Origin of the sequence: Microbacterium sp. (assembly GCF_049650565.1) — a bacterium.
Lineage (GTDB): Bacteria > Actinomycetota > Actinomycetes > Actinomycetales > Microbacteriaceae > Microbacterium.
In genome coordinates, this window is record NZ_JBASAK010000015.1 from 49,471 (window position 1) to 68,253 (window position 18,783).

Genomic DNA, 18,783 nt, shown 5'->3' on the forward strand with positions numbered 1-18,783 from the left:
CGTCTGACGCGCTACGCGCCGGCTCGCCGTGCGCGCATCGACGCCCACAGCACGTTCACCAGATGGTGCACCAGGCCGGCGAACACGGCCGCCCAGACGATCACGGCGATGACGAGAGCCACCTCTCCGATCGCGCCGGCCGCCGGCAGGGCATCCGCCTTGCCCAGCGAGATGGACGCCACGGCGATCATGCCGACGGGGAACACCATCGACCACAGCGCGGGGACGTAGCGCAGTGGCACCCGATGCAGAACATGGCGCCAGACGCCCGCGCCGACCAGCAGCGGGATCAGCCACAGGCAGAACACCCAGAAGATGACGACGGTCGCGGCGATCAGCGGGCGCACCGCGTCGACCAGAGGGGTGTGATCCATCTGCACGATGCCTGCACCGGCCACGACGGCGATCGCCAGAGCGCCCATGGCCACCCAGTAGGGCGGCTCGAACTGCTGCGGGGTCACGCCGTACTGCACCACGCGCAGCAGCACCATGACGGCCATCGCCGCGTACAGGATCACGCCCACCGACCAGGCCAGCACGGCCAGCAGACCGATCCACTGGGCGAGCTCGGAGTCGAACTGGGGCCGGAGCTGTCCCATGCCGACTGCCAGTGACTGGCTGGCGACGGCCCACACGAACCACGTGCCGTTGGCGCTGGCGAGGATGACCTTGCCGTCGCGCGTCATCATCACCTGCCACGGGAGCACGTAGCCGAACACGAACCAGATCAGCGCGGCGAAGAGGAACAGCGATGCGGCGGCGGGCGTCCAGCCCTCCTGGGAGAGGCGCACGCCCAGCACGTCGGCCGCGGCCACCACGGTGAAGTAGGCGAACGCCTTCCCGGGATCGCGCAGGTCGGCGACCACGCGATCCCAGAACGCGATGGCGCGCCAGATGTACAGCACCCACAGCACGACGAACAGCACGACGGTGATCCACATCAGCACCGCGGAGGGTATGAGGAGACCGGCGTCGTGCAGGCCGATGGAGACGATGCCCGTGCCCATGACGGCGGCGAAGTAGCCCGGCGCGAGGCGCCCGACCTCGAACCGGATCGGAGATGCAGGAGACACTGTCTCTGTCGCCGCTGTCTCGCTCATGATCCGCTTCTCGTCGATTTCGGTGACGTGTGCCGCCCGATCCATTATCGCGTGCGACGGATCGCGCTCTCCGGGCTACGCGTCGAACAGGTCGCCGTCGACGTAGAACCATCGGCCATCGTCGCGCAGGAACCGCGATCGCTCGTGCAGGATGCCGATCGAGCCGTCGTCCCGCAGATAGGTGGCGCGAAACTCGACGACGCCGCTGTCGGCATCCGCTCCTCCGTCGACCGCGTCGACGATCTGGAGTCCCCGCCAGTGCGGATTGTCCGTGAGGTCCAGTTCGGCGGGCCGCGTCGATGGATGCCAGGTGCGCAGCAGCCACGCGGCATCCGCACGCTTGAACGCCGCGAACCGCGACCGCATCAGCTCCTCGGCCGTAGCGGGCTCCGACTGCTCGCTCATCCGGATCAGTCCCAGTCCAGGTACTCCTCGATGATGACGGCGGTCTCGATCGGGTGCGTGACCGGGAAGTGGTGGTCGGCGCCGGAGACCGTCTTGATGCTGGCTCGCTCGGGCGCGGTGGCCTGCAGCCTCTCGCCGTTGGCGGGCGGGGTCACATCGTCGTCGGTGGCCTGCACGATCAGCACCGGCAGCGCCGGGGCGAGCGGGATGTCCTCGTCCTCCACGCCCAGCAGCAGCAGGCCGTTGGATCGCTCGTGGTGCTCTGCGACGACGCGACGTGCGAGTGTGCCGCCCGAGCCATGGCCGCCGACCCAGGCGTCCCCGATGCCGAGGTGGTCCATCACCGCGATCACGTCGTCGACCGCGTCGGCGCCGATCTGGATGACGTGGAAGCCGGCCTCCGAGGCCAGGTAGTGCGCGATCACGCCCAGCGCCTCGCCGGTGCGGCCGATGCCGTGGATCAGCACGAGGGGGACGGGTCCCTCCCCCTCGTCGACGTACTCGACGGTGCGGCCGTCCGCCTCGAAGATGCTGGTCTGCGCCACGGTCGCCTCCTGGTCGTTCGCGGCCACCGCAGATGTGCGCGACCGCCCAGACAACGGTATTCACCCGGCCGCCGGCAGACAAGTCGGGAGAGCACGGGGTTCCGCGCGTGCAGCCCCGGGGTTAGCCTGTGCCGATGGCGCAGTACATCATCTACTTCAACCAGCAGTGGGTCGGTGAGCATCCCGACGAGTGGTTCGCCGCCCGCGGACCCCTGGTCAGAGTAGTGGTCGACGAGATCAGGTCCGCAGGCGAGTACGTGTTCGCCGGCGGGGTGGACGAGGACATGTCCCGAGCCTTCCGCGTGAGCGTGACCGACGCGGGGGCGCAGATCCAGTCGGGGCAGCACGCACCCGGCGAGCCGTACATCGGCGGCTTCACGATCGTCGACGTCGAAGGCGACGAGAAGGCGAAGTTCTGGGCCCGGGCGATCGCCGAGGCATGCGGCTGGGCGCAGGAGGTCCGCCGGATCATGTGACCCGGGCGGCCGGCATCAGCTCACGGAGGGGGCGTCATGAGGCGGGTTCTTTCGAGATCCCCGGTCCTCCTCCATCGCCGCCGGATGCTCGCCCGGCCCGAACCCGGTGAGCACCGATACCAGCTGGTCCAGGTCGGCATGACGATCCATGGGATGCCGCATCGGCAGTCCGGGCGGCACGCGGTAGACGTTGCGGCGGCCGGCCTTGTCGCGCTCGATGTAACCGGTCTCGACCAGATCGGACATGATGCGCTGCGTCGCGCGCTCGGTGATGCCGACGATGTCGGCGATATCGCGCAGGCGGGCTTCCGGATCCTTCACGACGCACAGGAACACGTGCGCGTGATTGGTCAGGAACGTCCACGCCGGCATGACGTCATGTTAACAGGCCGACCCCGGCGAAGGGCGTCAGGCCGGGCCGATCACCTGTCATATGAGACCTGACCGTCAATACCGGACAACTTAGTCTGCTATTTTGTTTCTTGTAATCATTGTCGGATGAGCCTGGAGGCGTTCGTGATCGCAATCACCAACACAGCCCCGGCGAGCCTCGCATGAGCCTCACCGCCGTACTGTTGACCATCGGCATCGCCGCGCCCGGACTCGCGTCTCTGCTCGCGCTGATCCCCGGCGCGCGCGGCGCGACCCGGCATCTGGGCGTGATCGGGGCAGCATTCGGCGTGTCGGCCGCTCTCGCACTGGCGACTCTCGTGGGCGTCCGGGGGCAGGCGACCACGATGCGCATCGGCATGGATGACGGCCTGTGGTTCGGCGCGACGGCGGACAGGCTCACCGTCCTCCTGCTGCTGCTCGTGAGCTTCGTGAACACCGTCGTCCAGGTGTTCGCGCGCCGACAGCTGCTCGGCGACGACAGCGCCGCGCGGTTCGTCATCCGCTCCGGCCTGCTCATCTCCGCGACGGCCGTCATGGTCACCTCGGCGTCGGTCATCACGCTGGCGGCGGGATGGACGGCATCCGGCCTGGCCCTGGTGGGTCTCGTGTCGATGCACTGGCCGCAGCCGGCGGCCCGCGACGCGGCCCGGCACACCGCCCGCATGATCGTCATCGGCGACACCGCCCTGTGGGTGGCGGTAGCTCTCCACCTGGCACACGGCGGAACCCAGGACATCGGCACGCTCTCTGCCGCTCCGGATGCCGGCCCCGTGACCGGCGCGGTCATCGCGGTCCTGCTCGTGATCGCCGCTGCCGCGCGGTGCGCGCAGCTGCCCTTCCACCGCTGGCTGTCTGCCTCGCTGGCGACGCCCACCCCCGTCTCGGCGATCCTGCACGCCGGCGTCGTCAATGCGGGCGGAATCCTGCTGGTGCGCCTCTACCCGCTGGTCGGAGCCAGTCTGTGGGCGACCGGCCTCACGTTCGCGGTCGCCGCGATCGGCACGGTGTACGCGACACTGATCATGCTGGCTCGCCCCGATATCAAGGGCGCCCTGGTCTACTCGACGATCGCGCAGATGGCATTCCTGCTGCTGGCCTGCTCGCTGGGGCTGCTGGCCGCCGCGATCTCGCACCTCATCGCGCACGGCATGTTCAAGTCCACGCTGTTCCTCGGATCGACCTCCGCTGTCGGCGCCCACGTCCGCCACGAGGACGAGCCGGCGCTCACGCCCGTGAGCCGCGCCCGGCTTGCGGCGCTGGGGGCGCTCAGCATCACCGTCGCCGCGGCCTCCGTCGCCGTCTTCGCCGCCCTGCTGCGCCCCGAGTCGCACGCCAGTGGCGCTGTGCTCATGGCCTTCGCCGCGCTGACGGCGGCGTCCGCCGGGTGGGGCTGGATCCGCCGCAGGCCGACCGGCCCCGGCATCGCGATCCTGCTCATCGCCGTCCCCCTCATGGCCGGCGCCTACCTGACGATCCTCACCGCGATCACCCGCTTCCTGGGTCAGGACCTCACTCCGATGGGCGCCGCGGCTGCACCCGCATGGGCGTTCGCAGCGCTGCTCATGGTGCTGGTCGCCGCCTGGTGCGCACCCTCGCTGGCACGGCGCTTCCCGCGAGCAGCCGCGTGGCTGTATGCGCACGTTCTGGCCGCAGGGCAGCCCATCCGGTTCCAGCCGCGCGCGATGACGGCACCTCGCACGATGCCGTACCCGCACCCGCACCCGCACGGCGTCGTGCCCATCCCCCGCGTGGGCCGCCCGCTGTTCGTCAACACGCCCGAGCCCGTGTCAGAAGGAGTGCGGCTGTGAGCCGCGTCGAGGCTGCCGCGCTCGCAGCCCTGTCGATCTCCGATGCCGAGGAAGCACGCCGCCGCCTGAACCGCGACGTGGTCGAGGCGAGCCGGATCTTCACCGGGACCTGGCCCCTGCAGGACTTCATCTCGGGCAATCCGCTCGAAGGCCTGATCGACGAGCCGTTCACCGAGGCCGCACGGATCGCCGGTCAACTCCTGGGGTCCCGCGTCATGCCCCCCGAGACGTGGATGCGCGAGCTGTACAAGGGCGGTCGGATCACGGATGCCGATCTGCGGCGAGCGCTGCAGACCCTCGCACCCCGCGTGTTCGAGCAGTCACCGATCACCGTCGGCAGCACCGTCTTCGAGCCCGACGAGATCATCCTCGTGGATCTGCTGCACGGCCTGACCGTTCCGACACCGAAGCGCACGCAGCTCACGCTCGCGCAGCGACTCGACTCCGACGTCGCCTCACGCATCGAGACGCATGTGATCACCTACCTCGGCGGATACTTCGGCGAAGGGCAGACGACCTGGTCGATGCCTGCCCGGGAGAGCGGGCTCTTCGCGGCCTGGCGCGGTCTGGCACCGCATACCCCACGCCTGCCGCGCCGCACCAGAGCGTGTCTGAGAGCCGTCGACGCCGAACCCCAGGATGCTCTGCTGCACGCCCTCGCAGAGCTGGGCGTCCCGGAGTCGGAGCGCGTCGAGTATCTTCGCTGCCATCTGTCGAGCCTGCCGGGTTGGACGGCTCGCATCCGCGGGCGTCAGGAGGATCCTGCGCACGAGATCGCGGATCTGCTGGAGTACCTGGCCATGCGGGTGAGCGTCGAGGCCGCCTTCCTGGTGCCCGCGCACGCGGGGACGACGGCATACGAGGCGGCTCGCTGGATTCCCGTCCAGGCGCCGGTCCTGCCCGGTCCGCGCGAGCGCGCGGCGCACGTGCTGTCGCTGCTCTCCGCCGAAGCGATGCCGGAGGATCGCGACGTCGTCGCCGATCTGCTCATCCACCTGCCGCTGCGCCGTCGCGAGTTGATCTGGCTGGAGGCGTACGAAGGCCACTACCGCGACGACCTGCTGGCTGCTATGGATGGGCAGCGTGCGCTGTCGGCCGCCCCGGCGGCGCCGTTCGCGCAGGTGGCGTGCTGCATCGACAACCGCGCGGAGGGGCTGCGCCGGCATCTCGAGGAGACGGGGCCGTACCAGACCATGGGGTTCGCCGGCTTCTTCTCCGTCGCCATGCGCTTCGCTCCCCTGCTCAGCCCGACGCACCGCCACCAGCATCCCGGTCCGGGAACGTCGCAGTTCGATCTCACCGAGGCGCCGACCGCCGGTCACGAGCGCGAGAACGCGCGGCACCTCGCGGGGCGGCAGATGGCCGCCGCCGTGCAGTCCTCGTGGCACACGGCCGAGGAGGTGCCCGGTGCGCCCTTCGTCCTCGCGGAGGCGACCGGCTGGGCGGCCGGACCGATCGCCGCAGCACGGACGCTGGCCCCGCGTGCATCCAGTGCCCTGCTCCGGAAGGCCACCGGCAGGCTCACCCCCGAGGCCACGACCGAGGTCACGCTGGACGCGCTCACCCCTGATCAGCGGGTGCAGACCGCCGTGACGATCCTGACGCTGCTCGGACTGACCGACGGCTTCGCCAGACTCGTGGTGTTCACCGGTCACAGCGCCACCACGACGAACAACCCCTATCAGGCCGTACTGGACTGCGGTGCCTGCGGCGGGCATCCCGGCGCCCCGAATGCCAGGGCGGCCGCCGAGCTGCTGAACCGCGCCGACGTGCGAGAGGCGCTCGTCGAGCACGGCATCCGCATCCCTGCGTCCACTCTGTTCCTCGCGGCGGAGCACAACACCACGACGGACGATGTCGCCATCCTGGACGCGCATCTCATCCCCGCCGATCACGCCGACGACGTCGCCCGACTGCGCGCGGACCTCGAGACCGCGGGTGAGCAGCTCGCGCTGGAACGGGTCGCGACCCTGCCCGCCGCCAAGGGGCGCCGCAGCGCCCGGGATGCCGTGCGCCACGTCCGCACGCGCTCGGTCGACTGGGCCCAGGCGTTCCCGGAGTGGGGTCTCGCGGGCAACACGGCGACCATCATCGCACCGCGTGCGCTGACCCGCGGCGTGAACCTCGACTGCCGGGTGTTCCTGCACGACTACGACCATTACAGCGACGCCGACGGCTCGGTGCTGGAGACGCTGCTCATGGGCCCGACGATCGTTGCGCAGTGGATCAGCTGCCAGTACTACTTCTCGGCTGTGGATCACCAGAAGCTGGGAGCCGGGTCGAAGACGCTGCACAACGTGGTCGGAGGCGGCCTGGGCGTCATGGCTGGGCCCACCACCGACCTGCAGGTGGGACTGCCGTGGCAGTCGCTGTCCGACGGCATCCGCCTGCGGCACGAGCCGATGCGCATGCTGACGCTCGTCGAGGCTCCTACCTCGCGACTCGACGAGATCATCGAGCGGAACCCCATGCTGCGCGATCTGGCCGCGAACGCCTGGATCACACTCTGCGCACGGGAGAGCGACGACGAACCGTGGCTCCGCTACTCGCCCACCGGCTGGAATCCGCTGATCCGCGGCTGAGCCGCGCATTGATCGCTGCTCCGCGCACGGAGTAGGGTGTTATTTATCACGGTTTCTCCCGTGATAAATAAGGAGCGCGACAGATGACGGAAGACGGTCACGACGACGAAGCGCTCGCCGCGACCGTCGGAGTCCTGCTCAAGGCACTGCGTCTGGTAGGCCGGTCCGGCGATCCGGATGCCGCCAACCGACTGGCCGCACGGGCCTGGCTCGCACTCCGCGACGGGCATCCGAGGCAGGCCGAGCTGCTCAACGGCGCCATGCACTACCTGGCGCGCCTGCCGCAGACGATCGACCTGGATTCCGCATCTTCACCCAACAATCAGGAGGACCAATGAGCAACGACCCGCAGCTCGATGTGCGCAACGACGTGCCGCAGCGTCGGCATGAGCTGATTCTGCAGAACTACCACGAGCTGGAGGCGGGCAAGGGCTTCGAGCTGATCAACGACCACGACCCGAAGCCGCTGTGGTACCAGTTCGACGCCGAGTTCAACGGCCAGTTCACCTGGGACTACCTCGAGCAGGGCCCGACGGTGTGGCGCGTCCGCATCGGCAAGCCCTGACCCGGGTCGCCTACTGATCGAGCCGGATGCCCGTGCACGGGGCATCCGGCTCGATCCCTATTGCCGGAGCCCGCACCCGCCTTCAGGCCTCGCCTCCGTCTCGATGCACGACGAGCCCCTGCTGATCGAAGATCATGATCACCTCGGCGGGGCCGCCCTCGGCGACGAACGCGTGCGGTGTCATAGTGGCGAACTCAGCGGCCTCACCCGCCTCGACGAGGATCGTCCGTTCGCCGAGCAGGAGCCGGATCCGCCCCTCGAGCACGAAGAACCAATCGTGGCCGGGGTGCACTCGCTGCTCGGGCATAGTTCTGCTGGGTTCGAGGCGGACCTTCAGTGCCTTCATCTGACCTGTCGCCTTGGAGAGCGCCCAGGTGGTGCGCGCGCCTTCATGGCTCGGCACGGGACGGATCACCACGTCGGTGTCCGAGTCGTCCTCGAGCAGGGTCTCGACGTCGGTCCGCAGCGCCCTCGCCAGAGGGAGGAGCACGTCCAGGCCGATCGAGCGCTTGCCGGTCTCGATCCGGCTGATGGTCGAGGTGCTCAGATGGGATCGTTCGGCCAGATCGTCGAGTGACAGCGACTGCGCACGGCGCAGGCTGCGCAGTCGAGTTCGGACGACCTGCTCGAGATCGGCCATGAGGATCCTCCTCTGCTCGCAATTTGCGAATTCTGCAAATGCCAGTTCAGTATACGCAAAGCATTGCTATCGTCGAGCCATGTCGAGCACTCACGCATCCCACGATCACGGCGATGATCGCGCCCCCGTCGTCCGGCACACCGACGTCGCGATCATCGGAGGGTCGGCCGCCGGGCTGGCTGCCGCCCTGCAGCTCTCCCGCCAGCGGCGCTCGGTGATCGTCGTGGATTCCGGAACTCCGAGGAACGCGTCCGCGACTCAGATGCACAGCTACCTCGGCCACGAGGGGCGCTCCCCGAGCGAATTCCTGAAGATCGCTCGCGCCGAAGTGCGCTCCTACGGCACGGAGATCCTCACGGGGCGAGCCGTCGCGATCACTCGCGATGCCGATGCCTTCCGCGTCGAGCTGACCGGTGGCCACGTGCTCTTCGCTCGGCGCGTGGTGGCGGCGACAGGACAGACCGACGAGTTTCCCCGCATCCCCGGCCTTGCGAAGCACTGGGGCGGGTCAGTGATCCACTGCCCGTTCTGCCACGGGTATGAGGCGCGGGATGGGCGGATCGTGGCTCTCGTGACATCGCCCGCCGGTCTTCATGCGCTGCCCCTCCTGCGCCAGCTCACGTCGCGACTGACGGTCGTGGTCCACGACGGCGTCTCTGCCGCCGACCCGCAGCTTGCGACCCTCGCAGATGCCGGAGTGCAGGTCATCGCCGCACCCGTCGACGAGATCCTCGACGACGACGAGGGCCGGCTGCGCGCCCTGCGCATGGCCGATGGCACCGAGGTGCCCGCTGACACCATCCTCGTCGGCACTCGTCTGCACGCGCGGGTGGAGCCTTTCGCAGCCCTCGGGCTGACGGCCTGCGAGCACCCCAGCGGCATAGCGAGCCACGTCGAGGCGGACAGCGTCACGGGGCAGACGTCCGTGCCCGGTCTTTATGCAGCAGGCACTCTCGCTGAGCCGATGCTGCAGGTGCTGCCGACGGCGGCGGCCGGCGCGCGCGTCGGCGCGATGGTCAGCTTCGATCTCGCCGAAGAAGACCTTCGGACCGCCACCCGCCCGGTTGCCCATGCCGCCGATTGGGATGCTCGTTACCGCGGCGGACCGATCTGGAGCGGCAATCCCAACGGTGCTCTCATCGCCGAGGCGACCGGCCTCGCGCCGGGCACCGCTCTGGATGTCGGGGCGGGAGAAGGCGGTGATGCGCTCTGGCTCGCAGAACAGGGCTGGCAGGTCACCGCGAGCGACATCTCGCAGCCGGCCCTCGACAGCATCCGCGTCGCGGCAGAGCAGCGCGGGTTGCGGGTGAACACCCTGCGGGCGGATGCCAACACAGCTTCGCCCTTCGGCTCCACCCGATACGACCTGGTCATGGCTGCGTACGCGTCGATTCCGCGAACCCCCGATGCGCGCGGTGTCGCCAATCTGCTCAATGCCGTCGCACCCGGTGGCCATCTGCTGGTCATCAACCACGACAGCGGAGACATCCGGGCAGCCGTGGAGCAGGAGAGCCCGGACGTCACCCATCCCTACGACCACGAGGCATACGTCGGCATGGATGACTTCGTCACCGCGCTGACCGCGTCCCCGGAGTGGGAGATCGAGCGCAACGAGCGCCGCGACCGGCCTGCGGGGGCAGTCTCGACCCGCCACGTGCACGATGTGGTGATGCGTGCCCGCCGGGCGGGCTGACGATCGCATCGAGACCGCCGGCGACGGCTCAATCGGACGTGACGACGTAATCGCGGCGGATGCCGACAGTCTCCCGTCCCCATTCGCTGTCGGCGACCCGGGCCTGGTGCGCGTCGAACGCGACGTGATCCTCGAACAGTTCGGAGACGCGCCAGACCAGCGGGTCTTCGGTGCGCCTGACCTCGAAGGTCAGGCATCCGGGCTCTTCACGCGTGCGTGCGACGTGCGCGGGCAGCAGGCGTTCGACGAGTGCGGCCTGCGCGGGGTCGGCGCAGATGAGGCTTCCGGACAGGGAGACGCGGGTCATCCTTCGACGATGGGCGAGCGGTGCGTCGACCCCGACGGCGAACGCGACACCCACCGCGTACCAGAGCAGATCCCACGCGGAGAATCCGCTGCCGAGCACCAGCCGCAGCGGAGGGACGGATGCCGCCCACTGAGCCGGCAGCGAGGTGAGCTGCAGGAATTCGACGCCGAAGCACCAGCCGAGAGCGATCGCGCCCGTGACCCGCCACCGCGCCCGCGGCGCGATGAACAGGACGAGCAGAGCGATCAGCACGGCGTAGAGCACGTCGCCGACCGCATCATTGATCGCCCCTCCCGGCGCGATCAGGTGCACGGCGAGCCCCGCCGCGACGGTGACTCCCGCGACCAGCGCGATGATCAGACGACGCATGAGCCCTCCGACTCCCCCTCTTCGTCGAGATCCTTCGTCATGTGGAAGTTGGTCATGATGACACCCCCGGTCACGGGATGCTGTTCGGCGTCGACCCGGAAGCCCATCGCTTCGAAGAACGGACGCGCGGTGATGCTGACGTTGGCGGAGAGCCGCTTCGCCGAGTTCCGCCGGACCAGCGCTTCGAGGAACGTCAGCAGCTCCCGGGCCACGCCCCTGCGCGCGAATCGCGGCGACACGAACATCATGTCGACGTAGCCGTCTGCGCTCACATCGGAGAAGCCCGCGATGTCGTCGCCGATGAGAGCCACATAGCTCCGGCGCCCGAGCATCGCCCGATCCCACCCGTCGAGGTCACGGCTGTCCGGCCGCGCCCATGCCGAGACCTGCTCGGGCGTGTAATCCGCGGCCGCAGTGACCGTGATCGCGTCCTGGAAGATCCGCAGCGTTTCACCGGCATCCGAACTCCCATAGGGACGGATCCGAATGTGTGATTCGGTGCTGTCCACACCACGATTCTGACATCCCGGTGAGCGGTGTCAGCCGATCGGAGCGTCAGCAGGTCGGCGTCCGATCGAAGCTGACCGCCTGACGCAGTGCGTCGAAGGCGTCGGGGACCAGTGCGTAGTACGCCCACTTGCCGCGCTGCTCGCGCGTGACAAGGCCCGCCTCAGCGAGAACCTTCATGTGATGCGAGACGGTCGGCTGGCTGAGCCCCACGGGGTCGGTCAGGTCGCAGATGCAGGCCTCCGCTCCCTGTGCAGCCGCGATGAGGGAGATCAAGCGCACCCTCGTGGGATCGCCGAGCGCCTTGAACACCCGTGCCAGCTGATCGGCGGACTCGTCGTCGAGCGCACCCCCGGTCAGCGGCGAGCAGCACGCGGCGACACCCACTGGCCTGATCGGCAGCTCGACCCTGGAGTTCATGGGATCCACCCTACGCGACGCATTGACGAACGTCGATGGGTGCGGGAGGATCAATACATCGACATTCTTCGATAGGAGGCACGGAAATGACCGACGCAGACACCGAGACCCGGGAGCGCGTCCGCGCGCGGTACGCCGCAGCGGCGAGCGCTGTCACTCGCGGAAGCCGCGATGCGTTGACCGTCATCGACGCGGGCCGATCCTGTTGCAGCCCCGCCGAGAACGCCTCGTGCTGCGGCGGCAGCGGCACTGTCGAGGACGCCTTCGGCTCGAGCCTGTACTCCGCCGACGAGCAGGGCGAGCTGCCCGCCGAGGCGATCGCGGCGTCGCTGGGCTGCGGCAACCCGATGATGGTCGCAGACCTGCACCAGGGCGAGAAGGTGCTCGATCTGGGCTCAGGCGGCGGCATCGACGTGCTGCTCTCGGCGCGTCGGGTCGGGCCGACCGGTTTCGCCTACGGCGTGGACATGACCGACGAGATGCTCGAGCTGGCGAATGCCAACAAGGCAAAGGCGGGCGCGACGAACGTCGAGTTCCTCAAGGGGACCATCGAGAACGTGCCGCTGCCGGATGCCGCCGTCGACGTGGTGATCTCCAACTGCGTCATCAACCTCTCCACGGACAAGCCGGCCGTCCTGGCCGAGATGTTCCGCGTGCTCGTCCCCGGCGGCCGCATCGGCATCTCCGACGTCGTCGCCGAGGACCACCTCACCCCTGCCGATCGCGCGGAGCGCGGCTCCTACGTCGGCTGCATCGCCGGAGCGCTCTCCCGCGCCGAGTACCTCGACGGCTTGGCATCCGTCGGGTTCGTCGACGCCGAGGTGACGTTCACGCACGAGGCCGCCCCGGGAATGCACTCGGCGCTGATCCGAGCAGTCAAGCCGCTCGATGACTGAGGGCACGGCCGACCTCGACACCCGCACCGCGGCTCCTGCTGAACCGCTGCTGCGGCAGATGTCGACACTGGACCGATTCCTTCCGGTGTGGATCGGCGTGGCCATGGTGGCAGGTCTCCTGCTGGGCCGCGTCGTCCCGGGACTCGGCACTGCGCTCAGCGCCGTCGAGGTCCAGGGAGTGTCGTTGCCGATCGCGCTGGGCCTGCTGGTGATGATGTACCCGGTCCTGGCCAAGGTCCGCTACGACCGCCTGGGCGCTGTCACCGGCGACAAGCGGCTGCTGGTCAGTTCGCTCGTGCTGAACTGGCTCGTCGGACCGGCGCTCATGTTCGCCTTGGCCTGGCTGCTGCTTCCCGATCTGCCCGAATACCGTACCGGGCTGATCGTCGTAGGGCTCGCCCGGTGCATCGCCATGGTGATCATCTGGAACGACCTGGCGTGCGGCGACCGCGAGGCGACCGCCGTGCTGGTGGCGATCAACTCGGTGTTCCAGGTGATGATGTTCGCGGTGCTCGGCTGGTTCTACCTCTCGATCCTGCCCGGCTGGCTCGACCTGCCGCAGGCGCGGCTGGACGTGTCGCCCTGGCAGATCGCCGGCTCGGTTCTGGTGTTCCTCGGCGTACCGCTGATCGCCGGCTACCTGACGCGCCGGCTCGGCGAGAGGGTCCGAGGGCGCCAGTGGTACGAGCGGCAGTTCCTGCCGCGGCTCGGACCGTGGGCCCTGTACGGACTGCTGTTCACCATCGTCATCCTGTTCGCACTGCAGGGCGAGCAGATCACCAGCCGCCCGTCCGACGTGGCTCGGATCGCCGTGCCGCTGCTCGCGTACTTCGTGCTGATGTGGGGCGGCGGCTTCGCCCTGGGCAGGGCCGTCGGCCTCCCCTACGAGCGGACCACCACGCTGGCATTCACGGCAGCAGGGAACAACTTCGAGCTGGCCATCGCCGTGGCCATCGCAACGTTCGGCGTGACCTCCGGGCAGGCGCTCGCGGGCGTCGTCGGACCGCTGATCGAGGTGCCGGTCCTCGTCGGCCTCGTCTACGTCGCGCTGGCCATCCGCAAGCGGTACAAGACCACCCCACTCACTGCTGTCGAGAGGACCCCGTGACCGAGAAGAAGCCATCCGTCCTGTTCGTCTGCGTGCACAATGCCGGACGCTCCCAGATGGCCGCCGGCTGGCTGCGCCACTTGGCCGGCGACCGGATCGACATCCGGTCAGCCGGGTCGCTGCCCGCGGATCAGATCAATCCCGTGGCCGTCGAGGCCATGAAGGAGGCCGGTGTCGACATCGCAGCCGAGACTCCGAAGATCCTCACGACCGGGGCCGTGCAGGACTCCGACGTCGTCATCACCATGGGCTGCGGCGATGCCTGCCCCTTCTTCCCCGGCAAGCGCTACGAGGACTGGAAGCTCGACGACCCGGCGGGTCAGGACATCGAGGCCGTCCGCCCGATCCGTGACGACATCCGATCGCGCGTCGAGGAACTGATCAGCAGCCTGCTCGCCTGATCGCCGCAGTGCCCTCCCAGCGTCTGTCCGGAACCGGATCACGTCGTCCCGCAGAACTCTGAAATCGGATCCTGTCATCTGATGCGAGGCGCTCGCCGTCACACCGGTGGCACGCGTCGCCCAGCCGAACTCTGAAATCGAATCAGATACCCATCCGGATCAGTCACGAGGAACTGACGAACACCGGCTTCCGCGGTGTCGCTCACGCGATACCACTTCGTCTCGGGCTCCATGAAGAGCATCACACCGGCGTCGTGGAGGACGCTCGCAATGGCGTCGATCTCGGCGACGCGGATCTGAAAGTTGATCCCGCGACCAAAGGGCCGGACAAGCTCGCCCGTCACCCAGTTCCGCCCAACGCCGCGCTCTTCGAGCATGACGTGTGCGCTCCCTTTCGTGAGGTATGCGAACCTCTCCTCGGGCCGCTCGTATGCAATCTCAAAACCGCACAGCCCGCACCAGAAGTCGATGCTTGCACGTATATCGGAGACGAGAAGCTCAGGGACGAGACCGGGCTCAAGATCAGGAGAAGTCACCGAACTATCGTGCCAGTACGGCGGGCGCCGCTTGCCGCACTGCGTCAGGTGGCGCGCGACCGCTTCGTCTCGCTGCGCTTGCTCAGCTGCCGGGACCGGAGTCACACCTCAAGTCGGAACTCCACCACATCGTCACACTCAAGATCGATCGAATCAAAGGGGACCACGGCACCCTCGCACCACTCATTCACGCGTGGCGATCTGCCGCGTCACCTGCCAAGAGTCTCGGCATGCAGAGCAAGTCGGTGGAGGAGATACGGCTCGGTCCCGGAGAGTCCGACCGAGAGATAGACACGCAGTCCTGCGCTCTCCGGCGGTGACGCAATGAGGTCGGCGAGCGATCCGATGTCGATCCCGGACTGGACTGCGACGGCAGGCGGATGATACCCGTTGAGCTGTGTGATCGAATCGGTGACGATGATGTCAGCCGCGCGGAGCAGCTCTTCGTCGTACTCGGATCGACCGATCTGCTTGGGGCCGAGCGTCGCCACGTAGGCGTCTCTTCTCAGCCATTCGGTGCGGATCACCGGTACTCCACTGTTGGTTGCGAGGACCACCACATCCGCAGCCTCGACGGCATCCCGCGCGGACGATGCACCGTGGACGGGGAATGCGTACATGTCGTCGAGACTCTTGGCAACAGCATCACGACGTGCCGGGTCCCGACTGAACAGCTTTACACCCGCCACTTCCCGCACGGCTTGCAGCGCCCAGAGTTGCCCCTTCGCCTGATTGCCCGCGCCGATGACGGCTACCGTGACCGGGCAACGCGGTGCGAGCACATCGTGCGCCACGCCGCCGATGGCTGCGGTGCGTCGCAGTCCGACCTCGGAACCGACGGCGATCGCCAGCACCGCTCCGGTCTGAGGGTCGTGAGCGACAACGATCTGCTCACTTCCGGGCAACCCCATCGTGTCGTAGACGCGATAGCCGTAGGCCGCGCCTGCCATGGAGCCGGCGGTCAGAACCAGCTTCCCCGAGTCCAGCATTGCGCTCACGCGAGCGGGCGAGATCAACCTGCCTTCGCGCTCCGCGAGCAGAGCTTCGCGCATCCATGCGATGGCGTCCTCGGGGCGAAGCAGATCGCTGATCTCGTCGTCAGTGAAGACGCGGAACGGCCTCTTCGCGAGCTCGCTTTCCACTCAGTTCCCTCCCCCTTCGATGCTGCGGTCGGTCTGCCATGCCACACTCGAAGATCTGGATGCGCGTCGGCGAGACCTCGGAACCAATCCCGCTTCCTGGCGTATCACGATATGAAGCGGGATCCAGATCACACGTTGAACCGGAACTCCACCACGTCGCCGTCCTGCATGACGTAGTCCTTGCCCTCCAGGCGGGCCTTGCCGTGCGCGCGGGCCTCGGCGATCGAACCCAGTTCGACCAGGTCCTCGAACGAGATGACCTCGGCCTTGATGAAGCCCTTCTCGAAGTCGGTGTGGATCACGCCGGCTGCCTGCGGGGCCTTCCAGCCCTTGCCGATGGTCCAGGCGCGGGACTCCTTGGGACCGGCGGTCAGGTACGTCTGCAGACCGAGAGTGTCGAAGCCGACGCGCGCGAGCTGATCCAGCCCCGACTCCTCCTGGCCGGTGGAGGCGAGCAGCTCGGCGGCATCCTCGGGATCCAGGTCGATGAGCTCGGACTCGATCTTCGCGTCGAGGAAGACGGCCTTCGCGGGCGCGACCAGCGCCTCCAGCTCGGCCTTGCGCGCAGCATCCGTCAGCACCGCCTCGTCGACGTTGAAGACGAAGATCACCGGCTTGGCGGTCAGCAGGCCCAGCTCCTTGATCGGCGCCAGGTCGATCCCCGAGGTCGACAGCAGCACGCCGCGCTCCAGGGCATCCTTCGCGGCGTTGGCCGTCTCGAGCACGACGGGGTCGGTCTTGCGCCCGCGCACCTCCTTCTCGAGGCGCACGATCGCCTTCTCGACGGTCTGCAGGTCGGCCAGCATCAGCTCGGCGTTGATGGTCTCCATGTCGGACGCCGGGTTGACCGCACCGTCGACGTGCACCACGTCGTCGTCGGAGAAGCCGCGCACGACCTGCGCGATGGCGTCTGCCTCGCGGATGTTCGCGAGGAACTGGTTGCCCAGGCCCTCCCCCTCGCTCGCGCCGCGCACGATGCCGGCGATGTCGACGAACGACACGGCGGCGGGCAGGATGCGCTCGCTGTGGAAGATGCCGGCCAGCACCTCCAGGCGCTTGTCGGGCAGGCTCACCACGCCGACGTTCGGCTCGATCGTCGCGAACGGGTAGTTCGCCGCGAGCACGTTGTTCTTGGTCAGCGCGTTGAAGAGGGTGGACTTGCCGACATTGGGCAGTCCGACGATTCCGATGGTAAGGGCCACGGGCGTCCAGTCTACCGGGGCTGCGCGTCGCCCCTGATGGCGCGGAACGCGGTGGTCGCATACGGCAGGTCGATGGTCGCCTCCCCGGCCAGCCCCAAGTCGTCGAAGAGCCCGTCCATGCCGCGATGGACGGCGGCGCGATCCTCAGCGGAAGCCGTGATCAGGTAGCTGCGCGAGTCCGCCATCTGATGCAGCTGCGCCCGTGTCATCGGACGGAGCCACTGCCACGCCTTCCGCTCGGGCTCGCCGAACGGCGCAGCGACCACGACGGCGCCCTCATCGAGCATCTCCTCCGCGGCACTCGCATGCATGATCCCGGTGAGCCTGCGCACCCAGTCCACGCGGTTGTCCCGCGTGTTCCAGATCAGTCCCAGGGTGCCGCCCGGCTTCACCACGCGGCCGACCTCAGCGGATGCCACGACCGGGTCCACCCAGTGCCAGGCCTGGCCCAGCACCACGGCATCCAGACTCGCGTCAGGCAGCGGAAGCGACTCGGCGGCGCCCACGAACGTCGGCACGCCGGGGACGGCCGCACGCAGCTTGGCCAGCATCGCGGCATCCGGATCCACCGCCACCACCTCGGCATCCGCCGCATCGGCGACCACCCGGGTGAGCTTGCCGGTGCCGGCGCCCACGTCGGCGACCCGGCGTGAGCCGGCGGGCAGCAGTTCCAGCATCCAGGCCACCGCCTCGAACGGATAGTCCGGTCGGGATGCCTCATAGGTCTCGGCCTGGGAGCCGAAGGATGTCGCTCGCGCATCGCTCATGTCGCCAGCCTACGGCGCGCCTGATCCCCCGTGCGGGGATGCCCCGAGAGAGTGGAACCGTGCCACTGGACTTCACCGCGATCGACTTCGAGACGGCGAACTCCAGCCCCGCCTCGGCATGCTCCGTCGGGCTGGTGCGCGTGCGCGACGGACAGGTGGTCGCGCAGACCGGCTGGCTGATCCAGCCGCCCGCCGGTCATGACGAGTTCAACGAGTGGAACACCCGCATCCACGGCCTCTACGCCGAGGATGTCATCGGCGCCGACACCTGGACCCAGCAGATCGACCGGCTGTGCGCCTTCGCGGGGGCCGACGTGCTGGTCGCGCACAACGCCGGGTTCGACATGAACGTGCTGCGCCGCGCGTGCGAGGCCACCGGGATCGACGCCCCGCCGTACCGCTCGCTGTGCTCACTGGCCGTGGCCCGCAAGACGTACGACCTGGGCTCCTACAAGCTTCCGCTGGCCGCAGCCGCCGCCGGCTTCGGGGCCTTCCCGCACCACGACGCCCTCGCCGATGCGCGGGCGTGCGCGCAGATCGTGATCGATGCGGCCCGCCGCGCGGGCGCCGACGACGTCGACGCGCTGGGCGCGAAGCTCGGCGTCCGGCTCACCATGCCGCAGGTCGCTGCGCGCGCCGCCTGAGTCCGGGCGCCGCTCGGGCGGAAGGGCTCAGGCGCCGCCGGGAACGCCGGAGAGCAGGGCGATGACGATGCCCGAGGTCAGCACGAACGCGCCGATCATCCACCACGAGCTGATCTCCGCACCCTCCTCGCGGCGCACGCGGAACAGCACGTCTTTGCGGCGGGCCGGGTCGGGGAACGCGGCTGCGGCGGCCTTCGCGGATGCTGCTGCAGCGAGCTGCTCGTCGGTGACCCGCAGAATACGACCGGTCTTGGTGGTGATCATCTGAGGGTGTTCC

The 18,783-nt window shown here is 68.6% G+C and carries 23 protein-coding genes; 10 read left to right on the forward strand and 13 right to left on the reverse strand.

The annotated features are described in order from the left end of the window. Nucleotides 1-11 precede the first annotated feature (11 nt). The 3 genes from WA967_RS02385 to WA967_RS02395 form a co-directional block, all read right to left on the reverse strand. Complete coding sequence (locus WA967_RS02385) at nt 12-1,100, reverse strand: tellurite resistance/C4-dicarboxylate transporter family protein (protein ID WP_424419294.1); 1,089 nt, start codon at nt 1,098-1,100, stop codon at nt 12-14. A 75-nt stretch (nt 1,101-1,175) separates the two neighbouring features. Then, a complete protein-coding gene (locus WA967_RS02390; RefSeq protein ID WP_424419295.1) occupies nt 1,176-1,505 on the reverse strand; it encodes a YchJ family protein in 330 nt (109 codons plus the stop codon). Between the two features lie 5 nt (nt 1,506-1,510). Beyond that, nucleotides 1,511-2,050 (reverse strand): alpha/beta fold hydrolase, encoded by a 540-nt coding sequence (locus tag WA967_RS02395; RefSeq protein ID WP_424419296.1) that lies wholly within the window; start codon nt 2,048-2,050, stop codon nt 1,511-1,513. A gap of 134 nt (nt 2,051-2,184) precedes the next feature. On the opposite strand from WA967_RS02395, the gene WA967_RS02400 reads away from it, so the two are divergent. Continuing rightward, complete coding sequence (locus WA967_RS02400) at nt 2,185-2,526, forward strand: YciI family protein (protein WP_424419297.1); 342 nt, start codon at nt 2,185-2,187, stop codon at nt 2,524-2,526. Between the two features lie 15 nt (nt 2,527-2,541). Here WA967_RS02400 and WA967_RS02405 read toward each other — a convergent pair whose 3' ends face one another. Beyond that, complete coding sequence (locus tag WA967_RS02405) at nt 2,542-2,898, reverse strand: helix-turn-helix transcriptional regulator (RefSeq protein WP_424419298.1); 357 nt, start codon at nt 2,896-2,898, stop codon at nt 2,542-2,544. Nucleotides 2,899-3,080: 182 nt separating this feature from the next. On the opposite strand from WA967_RS02405, the gene WA967_RS02410 reads away from it, so the two are divergent. The 4 genes from WA967_RS02410 to WA967_RS02425 all read left to right on the forward strand — a co-directional run bounded on the left by WA967_RS02410 (nt 3,081) and on the right by WA967_RS02425 (nt 7,874). Further along, nucleotides 3,081-4,727, forward strand: a complete 1,647-nt coding sequence (locus tag WA967_RS02410) for a proton-conducting transporter membrane subunit (RefSeq protein ID WP_424419299.1) — start codon at nt 3,081-3,083, stop codon at nt 4,725-4,727. Continuing rightward, nucleotides 4,724-7,309: a DUF2309 domain-containing protein gene (locus WA967_RS02415; protein ID WP_424419300.1), complete on the forward strand. Its 2,586-nt coding sequence runs from the start codon at nt 4,724-4,726 to the stop codon at nt 7,307-7,309. The genes WA967_RS02410 and WA967_RS02415 overlap by 4 nt, the downstream gene beginning before the upstream one ends. Before the next feature lie 83 nt (nt 7,310-7,392). Beyond that, nucleotides 7,393-7,647 carry a hypothetical protein gene (locus tag WA967_RS02420; protein ID WP_424419301.1) on the forward strand — a complete coding sequence of 85 codons (255 nt, stop codon included), beginning with the start codon at nt 7,393-7,395 and terminating at the stop codon, nt 7,645-7,647. Then, a complete protein-coding gene (locus WA967_RS02425; protein WP_424419302.1) occupies nt 7,644-7,874 on the forward strand; it encodes a DUF2249 domain-containing protein in 231 nt (76 codons plus the stop codon). Before WA967_RS02420 ends, WA967_RS02425 begins: the two co-directional genes overlap by 4 nt. Before the next feature lie 82 nt (nt 7,875-7,956). On the opposite strand, the gene WA967_RS02430 is transcribed toward WA967_RS02425, so the two are convergent. After that, entirely contained in the window at nt 7,957-8,514 is a 558-nt protein-coding gene (locus tag WA967_RS02430; protein WP_424419303.1) for a helix-turn-helix domain-containing protein, read from the reverse strand. Nucleotides 8,515-8,593: 79 nt separating this feature from the next. On the opposite strand from WA967_RS02430, the gene WA967_RS02435 reads away from it, so the two are divergent. Continuing rightward, nucleotides 8,594-10,207 (forward strand): FAD-dependent oxidoreductase, encoded by a 1,614-nt coding sequence (locus WA967_RS02435; protein WP_424419304.1) that lies wholly within the window; start codon nt 8,594-8,596, stop codon nt 10,205-10,207. 28 nt (nt 10,208-10,235) lie between these two features. Here the strand turns inward: WA967_RS02435 and WA967_RS02440 are convergent, their stop codons facing one another. The 3 genes from WA967_RS02440 to WA967_RS02450 are packed head-to-tail and all read right to left on the reverse strand — an operon-like array spanning nt 10,236 to nt 11,810. Further along, nucleotides 10,236-10,883, reverse strand: a complete 648-nt coding sequence (locus tag WA967_RS02440) for a DUF2809 domain-containing protein (protein ID WP_424419305.1) — start codon at nt 10,881-10,883, stop codon at nt 10,236-10,238. Further along, entirely contained in the window at nt 10,871-11,392 is a 522-nt protein-coding gene (locus WA967_RS02445; RefSeq protein ID WP_424419306.1) for a GNAT family N-acetyltransferase, read from the reverse strand. Before WA967_RS02445 ends, WA967_RS02440 begins: the two co-directional genes overlap by 13 nt. Before the next feature lie 46 nt (nt 11,393-11,438). Then, nucleotides 11,439-11,810 carry an ArsR/SmtB family transcription factor gene (locus WA967_RS02450; protein WP_417554295.1) on the reverse strand — a complete coding sequence of 124 codons (372 nt, stop codon included), beginning with the start codon at nt 11,808-11,810 and terminating at the stop codon, nt 11,439-11,441. 86 nt (nt 11,811-11,896) lie between these two features. Between WA967_RS02450 and arsM the strand changes: the two genes are divergently transcribed. From arsM to WA967_RS02465, 3 genes are read left to right on the forward strand one after another with little or no spacing between them, the layout of a single operon-like run. Continuing rightward, entirely contained in the window at nt 11,897-12,706 is an 810-nt protein-coding gene (gene arsM / locus WA967_RS02455; RefSeq protein WP_424419307.1) for an arsenite methyltransferase, read from the forward strand. A 58-nt stretch (nt 12,707-12,764) separates the two neighbouring features. After that, nucleotides 12,765-13,814, forward strand: a complete 1,050-nt coding sequence (gene arsB, locus WA967_RS02460) for an ACR3 family arsenite efflux transporter (RefSeq protein WP_424419334.1) — start codon at nt 12,765-12,767, stop codon at nt 13,812-13,814. Further along, on the forward strand, nt 13,811-14,215 hold the full coding sequence (locus tag WA967_RS02465; protein WP_424419308.1) for an arsenate reductase ArsC: 405 nt from the start codon (nt 13,811-13,813) through the stop codon (nt 14,213-14,215). Before arsB ends, WA967_RS02465 begins: the two co-directional genes overlap by 4 nt. Nucleotides 14,216-14,313: 98 nt before the next feature. Here the strand turns inward: WA967_RS02465 and WA967_RS02470 are convergent, their stop codons facing one another. From WA967_RS02470 to WA967_RS02485, 4 genes are all read right to left on the reverse strand, one after another. Further along, a complete protein-coding gene (locus WA967_RS02470; RefSeq protein WP_424419309.1) occupies nt 14,314-14,751 on the reverse strand; it encodes a bleomycin resistance protein in 438 nt (145 codons plus the stop codon). A gap of 209 nt (nt 14,752-14,960) precedes the next feature. Further along, the gene (locus WA967_RS02475) at nt 14,961-15,893 is read right to left on the reverse strand and encodes an NAD(P)-binding domain-containing protein (RefSeq protein ID WP_424419310.1); all 933 of its coding nucleotides are present in this window, start codon (nt 15,891-15,893) and stop codon (nt 14,961-14,963) included. A 128-nt stretch (nt 15,894-16,021) separates the two neighbouring features. Continuing rightward, entirely contained in the window at nt 16,022-17,095 is a 1,074-nt protein-coding gene (gene ychF, locus WA967_RS02480) for a redox-regulated ATPase YchF (RefSeq protein ID WP_424419311.1), read from the reverse strand. Nucleotides 17,096-17,106: 11 nt separating this feature from the next. Then, nucleotides 17,107-17,862 carry a class I SAM-dependent methyltransferase gene (locus WA967_RS02485; protein ID WP_424419312.1) on the reverse strand — a complete coding sequence of 252 codons (756 nt, stop codon included), beginning with the start codon at nt 17,860-17,862 and terminating at the stop codon, nt 17,107-17,109. 59 nt (nt 17,863-17,921) lie between these two features. Here WA967_RS02485 and WA967_RS02490 point away from each other — a divergent pair, with 59 nt between their 5' ends. Next, nucleotides 17,922-18,506, forward strand: coding sequence for a 3'-5' exonuclease (locus WA967_RS02490; protein ID WP_424419313.1), 585 nt, complete (start codon nt 17,922-17,924; stop codon nt 18,504-18,506). Nucleotides 18,507-18,533: 27 nt separating this feature from the next. Here the strand turns inward: WA967_RS02490 and WA967_RS02495 are convergent, their stop codons facing one another. After that, nucleotides 18,534-18,770, reverse strand: a complete 237-nt coding sequence (locus tag WA967_RS02495) for a hypothetical protein (protein ID WP_424419314.1) — start codon at nt 18,768-18,770, stop codon at nt 18,534-18,536. Nucleotides 18,771-18,783: the final 13 nt, after the last annotated feature.